Source organism: Enterobacter sp. Res13-Sevr-PEC09-46 (genome assembly GCF_015672585.1).
In the GTDB taxonomy this organism is placed as follows: Bacteria; Pseudomonadota; Gammaproteobacteria; order Enterobacterales; family Enterobacteriaceae; genus Enterobacter; species Enterobacter hormaechei_C.
This window is the reverse complement of sequence record NZ_JADABR010000005.1, coordinates 183,281-198,196: the sequence shown is the minus strand read 5'-3', so window position 1 is coordinate 198,196 and position 14,916 is coordinate 183,281. Positions and strand designations below refer to the sequence as shown.

The window sequence follows — 14,916 nt, the reverse complement described above, 5'->3', positions numbered from 1 at the left end:
ACCTGTTCCTTAGTCGTAGTCGACGCGTAAATAGCCGCGAGAGGTAAAACGCCCCTCGGCAGGTTTTTTACCGGTTACGCTGACGGGCCACGCGCGGATCCCCACCTGCGCCTGAGCGCTGTCGTCCAGACGGAACGGGATTTTGCTGGTCAGGTTGTTGGGCGTCAGCGGCACGCCATTACTGTTGGCAATCACAAAACCCACATCCGCGTTATCGGAAACCAGCGCACTGCCTGAAACCTTCTCCGCTTCAACACGCATCGTGAGCATGGCGTTCGCCTCGACGTTGGTGCATTTGATGCCGATGGTTTTGCTTTGCGCTGAGATCCCCTCCGGCTTATTCCCGATGCCTGCTTTACTGAACAGGGAGGCGCCGATGTCTCCGAAATCGAACTCCACCACATTCCCGGCATTAATTTCACAGCTCTGAGGCACCTGAATAGTCCCGCTGTAGCTGATGGTATAAACCGGCGTGGTGAGCGGATCCGAGGAGGTCGTGGTGACGTAAACCCGGAACATGGTCGCCCGGGGGATCACCACCATATTGATAAAGCGTCGGGTCACTTTAAGCCGGAAGACGAGGCTGGAATCCTGTACGCCAAACGGTTTGTTTTTAGACACATTCGGGTGGCTCCCCATCTGGATGTAGCTTTTGGGCGGATAAAACGTGCCAGCGTAGCTGTCGGTAATTTTCATCGCCCCGTCCAGATAGTCGTTTAGCTTCAGATACTGGTAGCCATCGCTGGTGCCCGTAACAGGGAAATCGGTAACATAGCTGCGCTTGGTGGTGTTCCCGGACGTTCCCTTAGGGCAGACGGCGTTGACGCCCACCCACTGGGACTTCTCGCTGAGCGTGACAATCTGCCCCACCTGGTTATTGGAGCTGTTAAATTTATCCGTCAGGTCGTAATACACCTCCGTCGGCACGCCATTTTCATTGACGCAGACCGTGGCGAAGGCCTCAGATAGCGGAAAAAACGCCAGCAGGGATAGCCCCAGATAATGGATTTTATTCACAGCGGATCCCCTTAAGTGTGATCGCCTGTTGCAGGCTTTGTTCTGGCAGGCTGTAGGGCGCACGACACTGGGACTGTTTCCCGTCTCCCCACTGAATCAGCAGTTCTCCGCTCAGCGGCAGCCCGCTCAGGTAAATCTGACCGTCATCTCCCACCATGCTGGTTACGCCGCTCTGCGTCTCGCGTACCACCGCCCCAAACGGTACAGGCTGGTTATCACGCTTCACGGTGAGCAGCGCACGCACGCCGATGCGGGTGTCAAAACTGGCGCGCACCAGCGCACCGTTCGTCGGCACGACACTGGAAACGTTATTTTCAATGTCGGTGTTGTTGCTCATGGTGTTGGTGTCGAGCGCCACGCGGTTGTAACGGTACACCGTGGCGTACGGCATCACCGCATAGCCACGCCAGTCTGTTTTGACGCCGGTCTGGTTTTCGACGCTCACGCCTGACGCGCCCGGCGCTTTGATCAAGACGTTGGTATCGCCCAGCGGCTGACTGAATGTGATGCCGTCTGAATGCCCTACCACGCCGCCGGAGAGCTGCCAGTTGAGGTCGTGCTGATCCCGGGCGTAGTTGTAGCCCACGCCCAGCGTGCCGTACGTCGCCTGCCAGTTAGCGCTGGCGCTGCCGCTGGCACCGTTATTGCTGGTGTGACCCTGCGTGACGCTGTAGTTCAGGTTACGATCCTGGAGCAGCGTTCCGCTGATCCCGGTCTGCCAGCTGGTATCACCATCGCTGTTACGGCTGGCAGAGGCTGTGGCATAGGCCCGGTCGATCGCGTTATCGCGACGGTAGCCGTGACGGGTGAACAGGCTGAACGGGACGGAGACGTTGAACGAGGCGATCCGGTCGGTTCCGTCAATGCCGACGGCCTTGTTCCACGACCAGGATAAGGCGTAGCTGACCCCTTTCACCCCGCCCGCGTAGCCAAGCTGATACCAGACGTTGGATTCGCTGGTGCCCCAGTAACTCTGCTGGCTGCCCGACACGTACACCGAGCCGTAATTGCCGAGAGACTGGGAGATATTGAGCTGGAAACGCCCTTTTTTATTCAGCGTCAGGTTGTGATAGCTCTGCACGTCCGGCACGCCGTCATCGTCCTGATCGTCGCCATACTGGTAGCCTTCCATTGTGCGCCAGGCCACATCGTCGAGGGTGTAGAAGCCTTTGGTCGAGTAGCGATAGCCCAGCAGCTGGAAGTTGGTGCCGAATCCGTTAAGGGATTTTGCGTACAGGAACCGCAGGGACTGCCCTTCATGGCGGCTGTCATCGGCAAGCTGGCTGCGGGCATGGGTGAGATCAAGTGAAACCGCCCCCCAGTCACCGAGGTTTTTACCCGCGCCAATAGCGATGGCAGTATAGCGCGAGGCCAGCTGCGTTCCGCCGTACAGCGTGTAGCCGTCGGCAAGACCCGCAATCATCGTACCCTGAGTAAAGAACGGCGTGTCCTGCTCGCTGTTGCCGCTGCGATAGTCCCCTGCCACCAGATCGTATTTCCAGCGTCCTTCACGCTGGAGCAGCGGAACGGTGGAATACGGGACGGTGTAGCGCTGCTGGCTGCCGTCCTTCTCTTCCACCGTCACCTCCAGGTCACCGCTTGAGGAGGTCGGGTTAAGATCAGTTATCGCAAAAGCCCCCGGCTGCACATAGCTCTGGTAAATCACGTATCCGTTCTGGCGGATCACCACTTTGGCAGGGGTGCGGGCGATTCCGCGCACGGTAGGCGCGTAACCTTGCAGGCTGTCCGGGTACATACTGTCGGACGAATAGAGGCGACCACCGCGAAAACCAACGCTGTCGAAGACATCGTTACCGGTGTTGCTGTCGCCAAGCACCAGCTCGCTTTTCAGCGGGATGATCGTACGCTGCGCCCAGGTACCAATATTTTGCCAGCTGCTGTGCCGCTGGCCGTTGCTTTCGGTATAACGCCACGCGCCGTTATTGCGTAATCGCCAGGCGCCATAGTTCAACCCGCTTTGCAGGTTCAGATAGTAGCTGTCGTCGTCGCTGCCCCGGTTGCCGGTAAAGCTGTAGTTCAGCAGCGCGGCGGGGATGCCTTCATCCCACTGTTCAGGCGGAATATACCCGCGGGCGCTGTTTTGCATCGCCACCTGAGGCAGGCTGACGTTCAGGCGCAACGAGGCGAAGTTGAACGCCGTTTCGCTGCCCGGAATAGCCGTGGTGAGCGGAACGCAGGTATCGCCCTGCACGTTGCTCAGTTCCGGGAAGGCGGCGATATTGACGCCAAAGCGATCGAGCATCGCGCGCGTAATGCACGGCGACAAACCACCCGCGACCGGCGGCGTGTTGTCAGCTTGCTCAAACCGCACGTCCTGCGTGCCGATAAACTCATCGTTACGCCAGATATCGACGCGATAGACGCCCGGTGCCTGCTGGTGGCCTTTTTCAAAACGCGACAAATCCGCCACGTTCGCCGTGTCATCGGAGAGAAACGCCGGGTTAAAGTAGCTTTCGCCCCAGCCAGCGAGTGGCCAGAGCGTTGCCATCAGTGCCAGCGCAACCGGGCAGTAACGCCATTGAGTGTTCATCGCCCTGTCTCTGCTCACAGGCTGACGCTACGCGCCGGCGTAATGGCGCCATAGTCATTCACACTCTGCCAGGAGAGCGTGCCGCTCGCAGCGGCAGGCAGCACCTGCTGCGCCGAGCTTTTAGGAGCAACCATCAGGTTATCCAGCGTCTGACCGCCGAGCTTCAGATTGACCAGCGTGACGTAATACGGCGAGGCATTGCTCACCTTAAGATGGTTGCCGACGCGCTCAAAGCGCAGCTGTGAGAGCGCCTCTTCCGGCGGCATCGCCAGGTTAGCCGGGCGAACAAACAGCTTGATACGTGACAGAATAGCCAGTTGCAGGACGTTGTTGCCGTCCTGATGTTTTTTGCTGACGGAGGGAATCGCTTTGACGTTCATGTAAAAGAGTGATTCGCGATCGGCAGGCAGCGCCGGGCCTGCGTAGATAATGCGCAGGGTGTTTTCGCTGGCCGGCTCGCTGACAAACAGCGGCGGCGTGACGGCAAAGGTTTTTTCCTTTTGCCCGTTGGCATTTTCTATCCACGCGTTAATTAAATAGCGCTCTTGTTTATTGCTGTTGGTGATCGCCAGCGACGTTTGTTTGGCATCGGCCGGATAAATAACGCGCGTCGCGCCCAGCGCAATTCCGCCGGACGCATTCGCGCTGGCAGAAACCATCATCAAAATAAAAGCTAAAAACAGTCCAGGTTTAATCAGGGTGTTCATCACAACCGTACCTTTAATAATTAGTTCGCAGGCGTCAGGGATAAATCAACGTAAACCAGACATTCGACTGAATAGTGCCTGGTACAAGGTGTTCGGAAATTGCCCGGTAGCGGGCGCTGAAATGAAATACCAGCTCGCGGGTGTCAATGGGTAACCAGCTCACCGCCGTCGCGTTCGGGATGATCTGACGTTGCTGTTCGTCAAAAAGCGCCAGCCCGACACCGCTGCTGACCGCATTTTCCCCCGGCCGCGATGTCGCCAGGAAAACCTGCGGATCTTCTGCCGGTGTCACTCCCTGGAACTGGATCCCCACGGTGCGGGAGACGTCCACGCTGCAATCCAGCAGACGTACGGTGAAAGGCACATTAACCGTGGAAAAGCTGCCGACGCCGGAAAAGGCGTTTGTGCGGTATTGCCCCATATCCACGCGCATATTCTGGCTGTCCGGGGCCACGGCGCAGCCGCCGTTCACCAGCTCTCCCCTGAGGTGTACTTTGCCGCCGTCTATGACCACGGTATGTGCGTTTACCGCTGAGGCAATCGCAAGGGCACACAGCAGTATCCCAGTCCTTGTCATCCTTCGCTCCCGGTATAGGCGATCAAAAGACCTCTTCCCTGAGGCCAGCCACATCCCTGTACTCAGGCATTACTCGTATTTCATTACGAATGTTGCGTCCGCGTTTGCCTGGCCTGGCTCGGTGGTCGCCGCCGTGGCTTTATAGCGCGCGGTGAAGTTCAGGGTGTTAGTCCCTTCAATCAGGTTCTGCGCCGCAGAGAAGGTGGCGCCGTCCGGGGTCAGCGTGGAGGATTTGCTGTCGAGGATCTCAATACCCACGCCCTTCGCGGAGTTGTCGTTATTACCGGAGCTTACCGCCAGCAGCGTTTTGTCGGTGGCGTCGATCTGGCCGGTAAACGCGACAGCAGCGGTTTTCGCTACCGCAGGATCGCAGTCGTTCAGTTCGATGGTGAACGGAATATTGGAGGTGGTGTCACCTACTTTAGTGAATTTCGCGGTACGGTACTGGCCAAGATTAACCGTCTGCTCTGAAGAGTCAGTATTCACTGAGCACGCGGCATTCACTAATTCACCTTTAAAATGCACCGTACCACCGTTTACAGATACAGGCGTGGTAGTATCTTCTGCGTGAGCGGCACCCGCGACCAGGGCCAGAGTTGCAATAACAGTAGAAGCAATGTTGCTGAGTTTCATGTCTATTCCTTTAAAATGTAAATAACCCTTCCCGCGCATATTCGGGAATAAGAAATACGATCAATTAAAAAATTGAAGGCTTATTTCGGAGAGGACAAAGTAGCTCAGGAATCTATTTTGTAATATGTCAAAACGCTGCCATTTTGCCAGGTCACATCCTAATCACCTCTAAGAAATTGACCATGCCCTGAGAAGGGATTTTGCGGGACATCGATGAAATCTCGTAAAGGGTGACTGACAGCGGCGCTCGCTTCTGACAAAATACAGGCAATCCCTCCTTTCTAACGTTACAGACGGAATCTTCTCTCTGATGGCAGCAAAGATTATTGACGGTAAAACGATTGCGCAGCAGGTGCGCTCTGAGGTTGCGGAAAAAGTGAAGGCGCGTAAAGCCGCCGGATTTCGCGCCCCCGGGCTGGCCGTTGTGCTGGTTGGCAGCAACCCGGCTTCGCAAATTTATGTCGGCAGCAAACGCAAAGCGTGTGAAGAGGTGGGGTTCGTCTCCCGCTCTTACGATCTGCCGGAAACCACCAGCGAAGCGGAACTGCTGGAACTGATCGACACTCTGAATGCCGATAAGGAGATCGACGGCATCCTGGTTCAGCTGCCGCTGCCTGCGGGCATTGACAACGTGAAGGTGCTGGAGCGCATCGCGCCGGACAAAGACGTTGACGGTTTCCATCCGTATAACGTAGGCCGACTGTGCCAGCGCGCGCCACGCCTGCGTCCGTGCACCCCGCGCGGCATCGTGACGCTGCTGGAGCGTTATAACATCGATACCTACGGCCTCAACGCCGTGGTGATTGGCGCCTCCAACATCGTGGGCCGCCCGATGAGCATGGAGCTGCTGCTGGCGGGCTGTACCACCACCGTTACCCACCGCTTCACTAAAAACCTGCGTCACCACGTCGAAAACGCCGATCTGCTGATCGTTGCGGTCGGCAAGCCGGGCTTTATTCCGGGCGAGTGGATCAAAGAGGGCGCAATCGTCGTGGACGTGGGTATTAACCGTCTGGAAAATGGCAAAGTGGTCGGCGACGTGGTGTATGAAGATGCCGCAGCGCGCGCATCCTATATCACTCCGGTCCCGGGCGGCGTAGGCCCGATGACGGTAGCAACACTGATTCAGAATACCTTGCAGGCGTGCGAGGAGTATCACGACGTAGAGGACGCGTAATCATGGCAACTTTTTCTTTAGGTAAACATCCGCACGTTGAGCTGTGCGATCTGCTGAAGCTGGAAGGCTGGAGCGAAAGCGGTGCGCAGGCGAAGATCGTCATCGCCGACGGGCAGGTAAAAGTAGACGGCGCGGTGGAAACCCGCAAGCGCTGCAAAATTGTCGCGGGTCAGACCGTGAGCTTTGCAGGTCAGAGCGTGACCGTGACGGCGTAAGCTGTCTGATGCCCGGTGGCGCTGCGCTTACCGGGCCTACGTACGGTCTCCGTTTGTAAGCCGGGTAAGGCGAAGCCGCCACCCGGCAATTTCTCTCACAATCCCCTCACACCCATCACGGTTAATTATCGATCAACTTCAAATAATCACTATTCCCTCTGGCGAAATGTGAAATTTAAGTTGCGCGATTTTCAGACTTTCCTCACGATAAGTAGAACGTTCTACTAAAACGTTCTACTTACAATAACAGCGCGAAAAAGCGCTACTCGGGGGAAATCAGCATGAGCCTGATATCAGGGTTTGTTAAATCGCTGTCTAAGTTATCGATGATTGGTCGCGCCTTAATGCTGCCAATTTCACTGCTTCCCGCTGCGGGCCTGCTGCTGGCCTTCGGCGATAAGTTCCATCTGCCGCTGATGATGAACGCCGGCGGGGTTATCTTTGATAACCTGCCGATGCTGTTCGCCATCGGCTCTGCCGTCGGTCTGGCTTCGGAATCCGGCATTGCCGCACTCTCTGCGGCGGTCTCCGTGTTTGTCACCAACATCACCATCAGCACCGTGCTGAGCATCACGCCAGAAATGGCCTCTCAGGGCGGCAAATACGCCATGGTCGTTGGCATTCCGACGTTGCAGATGGGCGTCTTTGGCGGCCTGATCTGCGGTATTCTTGCGGCCTGGTGTTACAACCGCTTTCACACCATGCAGCTGCCGGAGTTCCTCGGCTTCTTCTCCGGCAAGCGCTTTGTGGCGATTGCGACGGCGTTTCTGTCGTTCCTGCTCGGCCTGCTGCTGCCGTACGTCTGGCAGCATATTCAGTCCGGGATCGACGCCCTGTCCGTGGTGGTGAACGGCGATAACCAGGCGGCCTCGACCTTTATCTTCGGGCTGGTGGAGCGCGCGTTGATCCCGCTCGGCCTGCACCATATCTGGTATCCCTCCTTCTGGTATTCGTTCGGGGATTACACTACCCAGGCGGGACAGGTGATCCACGGTGACCAGACCATCTGGTTCAAGATGCTGGAAGAGGGAGTGAAATCCTTCAGCAGCGACACCTACCAGAACGCCGGGAAATTCATGCAGGGCGAGTTCCCGCTGATGCTGTTCGCACTGCCCGCGGCGTGTCTGGCGATGTACCACGAAGCGCACACGAAGAATAAGAAAATCGCGGCCGGTATTCTGTTCTCTGCGGCGCTCACCTGCTTCCTGACGGGCATCACCGAGCCGGTAGAGTTCACCTTTATCTTCGTGGCGCCGATCCTTTACGTCTTCAACGCCATCATGGCGGGCCTGGCGTACATGACCATGTACCTGCTGCATGCGCACATCGCCAAGTCGTTCTCGGCGGGCTTTATCGACTACCTGTCGTTCGGGATCCTGCCGTCGTTTAACGGCTATCAGACCAACTTCCTGAGCGCCATTATCATCGGCATTCCGATGGCATTGATCTACTACTTCACCTTCCGCTTCGTGATCCGTCGCTTCGACGTGAAAACGCCGGGCCGCACCGAAGTGACCGCCAGTGCGAATGACAAGTCCGATTCCGAACTTGCCACCGAAATCATCGGCCTACTGGGCGGTGCGCAGAACATTGATTCCGTCGGCTCCTGCATCACACGTCTGCGTCTGGAAGTGGCGAAGAGCGAAGCGGTGGACCGGGACGGGCTGAACGGGCTTGGCGCGCGCGGCGTGGTGTTCGTTGGCGATAACGGAATACAGGTGATTTTCGGGGCCAGAGCACAGTTTATCGCCCAGACCATGTCCACGATGATTGGCAAATAATAAGATGCCTGAAGGAGGCGTCTCCTGTACGCTGGGGGACGCCTCTTATCTGGCTGATAATCGGGAAATTTCAGGGAGCGGTTTTGAAGAAAGTCAGCATCATTGATGTCGCAAAGCATGCGGGCGTGTCGGTTTCTACCGTTTCGCTGGTGCTGCGCCAGAAAGGGAAGATCTCAGAGGCGACGATCGGGAAGGTCAATGCCGCCATCACAACGCTGGGCTATGTTCATAACGTCGCCGCTGCCAATCTTCGCGCCAACACCTCCAACTTAATCGGCCTGATCCTGCGCGACTTCAGCGACAGCTTTTCCATCAAGGTGATGGCGAGCATCGTTCAGGAGCTGGAGAAACAGGGTTATATGGTATTTCTCGGTCAGCCGCTGAACGACGGCGAACATCTTGAGCGTACCCTGCTCTCATTTAAGCAGCAGGGCGTGGCGGGCGTCATCTACCTGGCGTCGGACACCCGCGCCGCCTCTCTTCCGGAACACATTCGTCACTGCCCGCTGCCGCTTGTGGCGGTTTCGCAGTCGTTGCTGGAAGAGAAATGCAACCTGGTGATGCGCGATAATCGCCAGGCGGCGAACCTGGCCGCGCGTTATCTTATCGAGCGCGGGCACCGTAACATCGCCTACATTGGCGGGCGCGACGGGTGCCGTATCCGCGAGCAGCGCCTGCTTGGTTTTCGCAGCGCGATGACGCAGAGCGGCCTGGTCTGGCGTGAGGAATATTCTCCCGCCTGCACCGATGACACGCAGGCGGCGGCCATGGCGACTCGTCAGCTGCTGGAGAAGAACAACACGATTACCGCCCTGCTCTGCCATTCACCGGACGCGATGATCGGTTCAATCTCAGGTATTCACCAGGTGGGGCGCACGGTGGGTAAAGACGTGTTTTTAACCCAGCAGGTGGCGCTGATTGGTTTTGAAGATATGCTCCACGTTAATCTCACGTCGCCGTCACTGACTTACGTTTCGTCTGCCAGCGAAGAGACCGGCCGCCAGGCGGCAGGGCTGATGATCCGCAGGCTGAAAGAGCCGGATCTGCAAACGCAGCGCATTACCCTCTCCGGGCAGCTTATCGCGCGGGAATCGGCGTAAAATCAGAATTTAGCACAGGTTTGCTGCGGCGGAGCTGCTGCTATATTCCCATGATTTGCCATGGATAAATGCAATGCCTACCATTATCACCCACGCTGCCGTACCTCTGTGTCTGGGCTTAGGGCTCGGAACCAAAGTCATCCCACCCCGCCTGCTGTTTGCCGGGATCGTCCTCGCCATGCTGCCCGATGCCGACGTACTGGCGTTTAAATTCGGTGTCGCCTACGGGAATATTTTCGGCCACCGCGGTTTCACTCATTCGCTACTGTTTGCCCTGGTGGTGCCGATACTCTGCGTGCTGGCAGGCCGACGTTGGTTCAGAGCCAGCCTGACGCGCTGCTGGCTGTTTTTAACCGTGTCATTGCTGTCGCACAGCCTGCTGGATTCAATAACGACAGGCGGGAAAGGCGTCGGCTGGCTGTGGCCCTGGTCAGATGAGCGCTTCTTTGCGCCGTGGCAGGTGATCAAGGTCGCGCCGTTTGCGCTGTCGCGCTACGCCACGCCCTACGGGCATGAGGTCATTATCTCGGAACTGCTGTGGGTGTGGCTGCCGGGGATGGTGCTGATGGGGTTGCTGTGGTGGAGGCGGAGGTAAAAGAAAAGCCGGGTGGCGGCTGCGCCTTACCCGGCCTACTTTCACCTGTAGGCCCGGTAAGCGTTAGCGCCACCGGGCGCTACGGACCTACTTACGACGCCAGGTCGTTCCCTGCGGGCCATCTTCCAGAATAATGCCCATCTCGGTCAGACGGTTACGCGCCGCATCCGCCGCCGCCCAGTCTTTCGCCTGACGCGCTTCGAGACGTGCTTTAATCAGTGCTTCAATTTCCGCCACTTCACCGTCGTCCGCCTGCGCGCCGCTTTGCAGGAACAGGTCCGGCTCCTGCTCCAGCAGGCCGAGCACGGAAGAGAGCTTACGCAGATGAGACGCCAGCGCATTGGCCGCCGCCATATCTTCTGACTTCAGGCGGTTCACCTCACGCGCCATGTCGAACAGCACGGAGTAGGCTTCCGGGGTGTTGAAGTCGTCGTTCATGACCTCAACGAAGCGGGCCTCGAACGCCTCACCGCCTGCGGCCGGAACAGATTTATCGGTGCCGCGCAAGGCGGTATACAGACGCTCCAGCGCAGCGCGAGCCTGCTTCAGGTTCTCTTCGCTGTAGTTCAGCTGGCTGCGATAGTGGCCAGACATCAGGAAGTAGCGCACGGTTTCCGCGTCGTAATACTTCAGCACGTCGCGCACGGTGAAGAAGTTACCCAGCGATTTCGACATCTTCTCGCGGTCAACCATCACCATCCCGGAGTGCATCCAGTAGTTCACGTACTCGCCGCCGTGTGCACAGGTGGACTGCGCGATTTCGTTTTCATGGTGCGGGAACATCAGATCCGAACCGCCGCCATGGATGTCGAAATGGTTGCCCAGCTGCTTGCAGTTCATCGCGGAACATTCAATGTGCCAGCCCGGACGCCCTTCGCCCCACGGGGATGGCCAGCTCGGTTCGCCCGCTTTGGACATCTTCCACAGCACGAAGTCCATCGGATTGCGCTTCACGTCAACCACGTCCACGCGCGCACCGGCCTGGAGCTGGTCCAGATCCTGGCGGGAAAGCGCACCGTAGGTTGGGTCCGTCGGCACCGAGAACATCACGTCACCGTTGTCCGCCACATAGGCGTGACCACGCTCGATCAGCTTTTGGGTGATATCAATGATTTCATGGATATGGTGGGTCGCACGCGGCTCGCTGTCCGGGCGCAGAATATTTAAGGCATCAAAATCCTTGTGCATTTCGGCGATCATGCGATCCACCAGCGCGACAAAGCTTTCGCCATTTTCATTAGCACGTTTAATGATTTTGTCGTCGATGTCGGTGATGTTGCGCACGTACTTCAGGTTGTAGCCCAGGAAGCGCAGGTAGCGTGACACCACGTCGAACGCGACAAAGGTACGGCCATGGCCGATATGACAGAGATCGTAAACCGTAATACCACACACGTACATGCCGACTTCCCCGGCATGGATAGGTTTAAATTCCTCTTTTTGGCGCGTCATTGTATTAAAGATTTTTAACATCGAAGATTCCATGTAAACACGTGTGTGGATTGTTTGTTCCTTATAATACCCATAATTCGGAGTACGGTCAGCACACAATGCAAGGTGATCGTGTCCTGTGGTTATGCTATAACAAGCCCCTATATGTGACCCGAGCACGGGTCGACGCACCACAATAACGGAACAGGATGCAAAAATGGTTACTTTCCACACTAATCATGGCGATATCGTAATCAAAACCTTTGATGACAAAGCGCCTGAAACAGTTAAAAACTTCCTGGACTACTGCCGCGAAGGTTTCTACAACAACACTATTTTCCACCGTGTGATCAACGGCTTTATGATCCAGGGCGGCGGTTTCGAGCCTGGCATGCGCCAGAAAGAGACGAAAGAAGCGATCAAAAACGAAGCGAACAACGGCCTGAAAAACACCCGTGGTACGCTGGCAATGGCCCGTACTCAGGCGCCACACTCTGCGACCGCACAGTTCTTCATCAACGTAGCGGACAACGACTTCCTGAACTTCTCTGGCGAAAGTCTGCAAGGCTGGGGCTACTGCGTATTCGCAGAAGTGGTTGAAGGAATGGACGTGGTCGACAAGATCAAAGCCGTTTCTACTGGCCGCAGCGGTATGCACCAGGACGTTCCTAAAGAAGACGTTGTGATCACAAGCGTGACCGTCAGCGAGTAATTCGTGGCGACACTCTTTATTGCGGATCTGCATCTGCAAACAGAAGAACCGGCGATAACCGCCGGTTTTCTGCGTTTTTTACGCGGTGAAGCGAAAAGCGCCGACGCGCTGTACATTCTGGGCGACCTGTTTGAGGCCTGGATTGGCGACGACGATCCGAACCCGCTGCACCGTGAGATAGCTGCGGCCATTAAAGTGCTGGTGGATTCCGGCGTCCCCTGCTATTTCATTCACGGCAACCGTGATTTCCTGATCGGCCAGCGCTACGCCCGCGAGAGCGGTATGACGCTGCTGCCGGAAGAGCAGGTGCTAAACCTCTATGGCCGCAATATTCTGATCATGCACGGCGACACGCTCTGCACTGACGATACCGGCTACCTGGCGTTTCGCGCCAAAGTTCACACCCCGTGGATCCAGAAAGTGTTCCTCGCCCTGCCGCTGTTTATCCGCAACCGCATCGCCGCCAGAATGCGCGCGGGCAGCAAGGCCGCCAACAGCAGCAAATCGATGACCATCATGGACGTCAATCCGCAGGCGGTGGTGAAGGTGATGGAGAAGCATCGCGTTCAGTGGCTGATCCACGGCCATACCCATCGTCCCGATGTGCATTCCCTTATCGCCAACGGCGAGCCCGCCCATCGCGTGGTTTTAGGCGCCTGGCACAGCGAAGGAACGATGGTCAAAGTCACGCCGGAAGGTGTGGAACTGATCGCCTTCCCGTTTTAACGCCTCCCCGTCTTTTCGCTCATTTCCCGACCACGCAACCGTTTTCCTTGCCGGTATTACATGCTATTCTCTGTGCCCTCGAAAGCAGTGTGTTCCGCACCACAGGAGTTTTAAGACGCATGTCTTCCCGCAATAATCCGGCGCGTGTCGCCATCGTGATGGGGTCCAAAAGCGACTGGGCTACCATGCAGTTCGCCGCCGAAATCTTTGAAATCCTGAATGTTCCGCACCACGTCGAAGTGGTTTCCGCGCACCGTACGCCGGATAAACTGTTCAGCTTCGCCGAAAGCGCCGAAGAGAACGGTTACGAGGTGATCATTGCCGGTGCGGGCGGCGCAGCACATCTGCCGGGCATGATTGCCGCCAAAACGCTGGTGCCGGTACTGGGTGTTCCCGTGCAAAGCGCCGCGTTAAGCGGGGTGGATAGCCTTTACTCTATCGTCCAGATGCCGCGCGGTATTCCAGTCGGTACGCTGGCGATTGGTAAAGCGGGTGCGGCAAATGCCGCCCTGCTGGCCGCGCAGATCCTGGCGACGCATGATAAAGATTTGCACCAGCGTCTGGCGGAGTGGCGTAAAGCCCAGACCGATGAGGTGCTGGATAACCCGGATCCGCGGGGTGCAGCATGAAGCAGGTTTGCGTTCTTGGTAATGGTCAGCTTGGCCGGATGCTACGTCAGGCCGGTGAGCCGCTGGGTATTGCCGTCTGGCCCGTCGGGCTGGATGCCGAGCCGGAAGCCGTGCCGTTCCATCAGAGCGTGATCACCGCCGAAATTGAACGCTGGCCGGAAACCGCCCTGACCCGCGAGCTGGCGCGCCATAACGCCTTTGTGAACCGCGACGTCTTCCCGATCATTGCCGACCGTCTCACGCAAAAACAGCTTTTCGACAAGCTCGGCCTCGCGACCGCGCCGTGGCAGCTGCTTTCCGATAAGCGCGAGTGGGATGACGTGTTTGCGATGCTGGGAGACCTGGCGATTGTGAAGCGTCGCGTCGGCGGCTACGACGGCCGCGGGCAGTGGCGCCTGCGCGCGAACGACACCGCCGAGCTGCCGGACGACTGCTACGGCGAGTGCATTGTTGAGCAGGGCATTAACTTCAGCGGTGAAGTGTCGCTGGTTGGCGCGCGCGGGCATGACGGGCACACCGTTTTTTACCCGCTAACGCATAACCTGCATCAGGACGGCATTCTGCGCACCAGCGTCGCCTTCCCGCACGCCAATGCTGACCAGCAGACGCAGGCGGAAGAGATGCTGTCTGCCATTATGCATGAGCTGGGCTATGTGGGCGTGATGGCGATGGAGTGTTTCGTCACGCCGTCGGGTCTGCTGATCAACGAACTTGCGCCGCGCGTGCACAACAGCGGCCACTGGACGCAAAACGGCGCCTCCATCAGCCAGTTCGAGCTGCACCTGCGCGCCATCACCGATCTGCCGCTGCCGCAGCCGGTTGTGACCAGCCCGTCGGTGATGATCAACCTGATCGGTACCGATCTGAACTACAACTGGCTGAAGCTGCCGCTGGTGCACCTGCACTGGTACGACAAAGAGGTGCGTCCGGGGCGTAAGGTCGGCCATCTGAACCTGAACGATACCGACACGGACCGCCTGAGCGCCACGCTGGAAGCGATTGTTCCCCTGCTGCCGCCAGAATATGCGAGCGGTATTGTCTGGGCGCAGTCAAAACTGAAGTAAG

General features: G+C 57.5%; 15 protein-coding genes. 9 read left to right on the top strand and 6 right to left on the bottom strand.

The window, feature by feature from the left end; genetic code table 11:
* Positions 1 to 9: 9 nt before the first annotated feature.
* The 5 genes from fimH to fimA form a co-directional block, all read right to left on the bottom strand.
* On the bottom strand, positions 10 to 1,017 hold the full coding sequence (gene fimH / locus IMQ56_RS02205) for a type 1 fimbria D-mannose specific adhesin FimH (RefSeq protein ID WP_047063265.1): 1,008 nt from the start codon (positions 1,015 to 1,017) through the stop codon (positions 10 to 12).
* Positions 1,010 to 3,568: a fimbrial biogenesis usher protein gene (locus IMQ56_RS02200; protein WP_196063756.1), complete on the bottom strand. Its 2,559-nt coding sequence runs from the start codon at positions 3,566 to 3,568 to the stop codon at positions 1,010 to 1,012. Before IMQ56_RS02200 ends, fimH begins: the two co-directional genes overlap by 8 nt.
* Before the next feature lie 14 nt (positions 3,569 to 3,582).
* Entirely contained in the window at positions 3,583 to 4,275 is a 693-nt protein-coding gene (gene fimC / locus IMQ56_RS02195; protein ID WP_015571222.1) for a type 1 fimbria chaperone FimC, read from the bottom strand.
* Positions 4,276 to 4,309: 34 nt separating this feature from the next.
* The gene (gene fimI, locus IMQ56_RS02190; RefSeq protein ID WP_017383235.1) at positions 4,310 to 4,852 is read right to left on the bottom strand and encodes a type 1 fimbrial protein subunit FimI; all 543 of its coding nucleotides are present in this window, start codon (positions 4,850 to 4,852) and stop codon (positions 4,310 to 4,312) included.
* Positions 4,853 to 4,921: 69 nt separating this feature from the next.
* A complete protein-coding gene (gene fimA, locus IMQ56_RS02185) occupies positions 4,922 to 5,485 on the bottom strand; it encodes a type 1 fimbrial major subunit FimA (RefSeq protein ID WP_015571223.1) in 564 nt (187 codons plus the stop codon).
* A gap of 310 nt (positions 5,486 to 5,795) precedes the next feature.
* Between fimA and folD the strand changes: the two genes are divergently transcribed.
* From folD to IMQ56_RS02160, 5 genes are all read left to right on the top strand, one after another.
* Positions 5,796 to 6,662 carry a bifunctional methylenetetrahydrofolate dehydrogenase/methenyltetrahydrofolate cyclohydrolase FolD gene (gene folD / locus IMQ56_RS02180; protein WP_006809817.1) on the top strand — a complete coding sequence of 289 codons (867 nt, stop codon included), beginning with the start codon at positions 5,796 to 5,798 and terminating at the stop codon, positions 6,660 to 6,662.
* Positions 6,663 to 6,664: 2 nt separating this feature from the next.
* Positions 6,665 to 6,877 (top strand): ribosome-associated protein YbcJ, encoded by a 213-nt coding sequence (gene ybcJ / locus IMQ56_RS02175; protein ID WP_017694378.1) that lies wholly within the window; start codon positions 6,665 to 6,667, stop codon positions 6,875 to 6,877.
* Positions 6,878 to 7,158: 281 nt separating this feature from the next.
* Complete coding sequence (locus IMQ56_RS02170) at positions 7,159 to 8,658, top strand: PTS transporter subunit EIIC (RefSeq protein WP_003858916.1); 1,500 nt, start codon at positions 7,159 to 7,161, stop codon at positions 8,656 to 8,658.
* A gap of 83 nt (positions 8,659 to 8,741) precedes the next feature.
* Positions 8,742 to 9,758, top strand: coding sequence for a Mal regulon transcriptional regulator MalI (gene malI / locus IMQ56_RS02165; protein WP_023303216.1), 1,017 nt, complete (start codon positions 8,742 to 8,744; stop codon positions 9,756 to 9,758).
* Between the two features lie 73 nt (positions 9,759 to 9,831).
* Positions 9,832 to 10,353, top strand: coding sequence for a metal-dependent hydrolase (locus IMQ56_RS02160; RefSeq protein ID WP_047731523.1), 522 nt, complete (start codon positions 9,832 to 9,834; stop codon positions 10,351 to 10,353).
* 87 nt (positions 10,354 to 10,440) lie between these two features.
* On the opposite strand, the gene cysS is transcribed toward IMQ56_RS02160, so the two are convergent.
* Entirely contained in the window at positions 10,441 to 11,826 is a 1,386-nt protein-coding gene (gene cysS, locus IMQ56_RS02155; RefSeq protein ID WP_017383232.1) for a cysteine--tRNA ligase, read from the bottom strand.
* A gap of 175 nt (positions 11,827 to 12,001) precedes the next feature.
* Here cysS and ppiB point away from each other — a divergent pair, with 175 nt between their 5' ends.
* The 4 genes from ppiB (at position 12,002) to purK (ending at position 14,915) form a co-directional block, all read left to right on the top strand.
* Positions 12,002 to 12,496 carry a peptidylprolyl isomerase B gene (ppiB, locus tag IMQ56_RS02150; protein WP_000256009.1) on the top strand — a complete coding sequence of 165 codons (495 nt, stop codon included), beginning with the start codon at positions 12,002 to 12,004 and terminating at the stop codon, positions 12,494 to 12,496.
* 3 nt (positions 12,497 to 12,499) lie between these two features.
* Positions 12,500 to 13,222: a UDP-2,3-diacylglucosamine diphosphatase gene (gene lpxH, locus IMQ56_RS02145; RefSeq protein WP_047738014.1), complete on the top strand. Its 723-nt coding sequence runs from the start codon at positions 12,500 to 12,502 to the stop codon at positions 13,220 to 13,222.
* Between the two features lie 119 nt (positions 13,223 to 13,341).
* Positions 13,342 to 13,851, top strand: coding sequence for a 5-(carboxyamino)imidazole ribonucleotide mutase (gene purE / locus IMQ56_RS02140; RefSeq protein ID WP_006809824.1), 510 nt, complete (start codon positions 13,342 to 13,344; stop codon positions 13,849 to 13,851).
* Positions 13,848 to 14,915, top strand: coding sequence for a 5-(carboxyamino)imidazole ribonucleotide synthase (gene purK / locus IMQ56_RS02135; protein ID WP_023303212.1), 1,068 nt, complete (start codon positions 13,848 to 13,850; stop codon positions 14,913 to 14,915). Before purE ends, purK begins: the two co-directional genes overlap by 4 nt.
* The last annotated feature ends 1 nt before the right edge of the window (position 14,916 follow it).

Excerpts from the sequence above, each read along its gene's own strand:
- IMQ56_RS02200 (WP_196063756.1), bottom strand. The coding sequence starts at position 3,568 with ATGAACACTCAATGGCGTTACTGCCCGGTTGCGCTGGCACTGATGGCA.
- fimA (WP_015571223.1), bottom strand. The coding sequence starts at position 5,485 with ATGAAACTCAGCAACATTGCTTCTACTGTTATTGCAACTCTGGCCCTG.
- IMQ56_RS02170 (WP_003858916.1), top strand. The coding sequence starts at position 7,159 with ATGAGCCTGATATCAGGGTTTGTTAAATCGCTGTCTAAGTTATCGATG.
- purK (WP_023303212.1), top strand. The coding sequence starts at position 13,848 with ATGAAGCAGGTTTGCGTTCTTGGTAATGGTCAGCTTGGCCGGATGCTA.
- ppiB (WP_000256009.1), top strand. The coding sequence starts at position 12,002 with ATGGTTACTTTCCACACTAATCATGGCGATATCGTAATCAAAACCTTT.
- cysS (WP_017383232.1), bottom strand. The coding sequence starts at position 11,826 with ATGTTAAAAATCTTTAATACAATGACGCGCCAAAAAGAGGAATTTAAA.
- IMQ56_RS02160 (WP_047731523.1), top strand. The coding sequence starts at position 9,832 with ATGCCTACCATTATCACCCACGCTGCCGTACCTCTGTGTCTGGGCTTA.
- purE (WP_006809824.1), top strand. The coding sequence starts at position 13,342 with ATGTCTTCCCGCAATAATCCGGCGCGTGTCGCCATCGTGATGGGGTCC.
- folD (WP_006809817.1), top strand. The coding sequence starts at position 5,796 with ATGGCAGCAAAGATTATTGACGGTAAAACGATTGCGCAGCAGGTGCGC.
- ybcJ (WP_017694378.1), top strand. The coding sequence starts at position 6,665 with ATGGCAACTTTTTCTTTAGGTAAACATCCGCACGTTGAGCTGTGCGAT.
- fimI (WP_017383235.1), bottom strand. The coding sequence starts at position 4,852 with ATGACAAGGACTGGGATACTGCTGTGTGCCCTTGCGATTGCCTCAGCG.
- fimC (WP_015571222.1), bottom strand. The coding sequence starts at position 4,275 with ATGAACACCCTGATTAAACCTGGACTGTTTTTAGCTTTTATTTTGATG.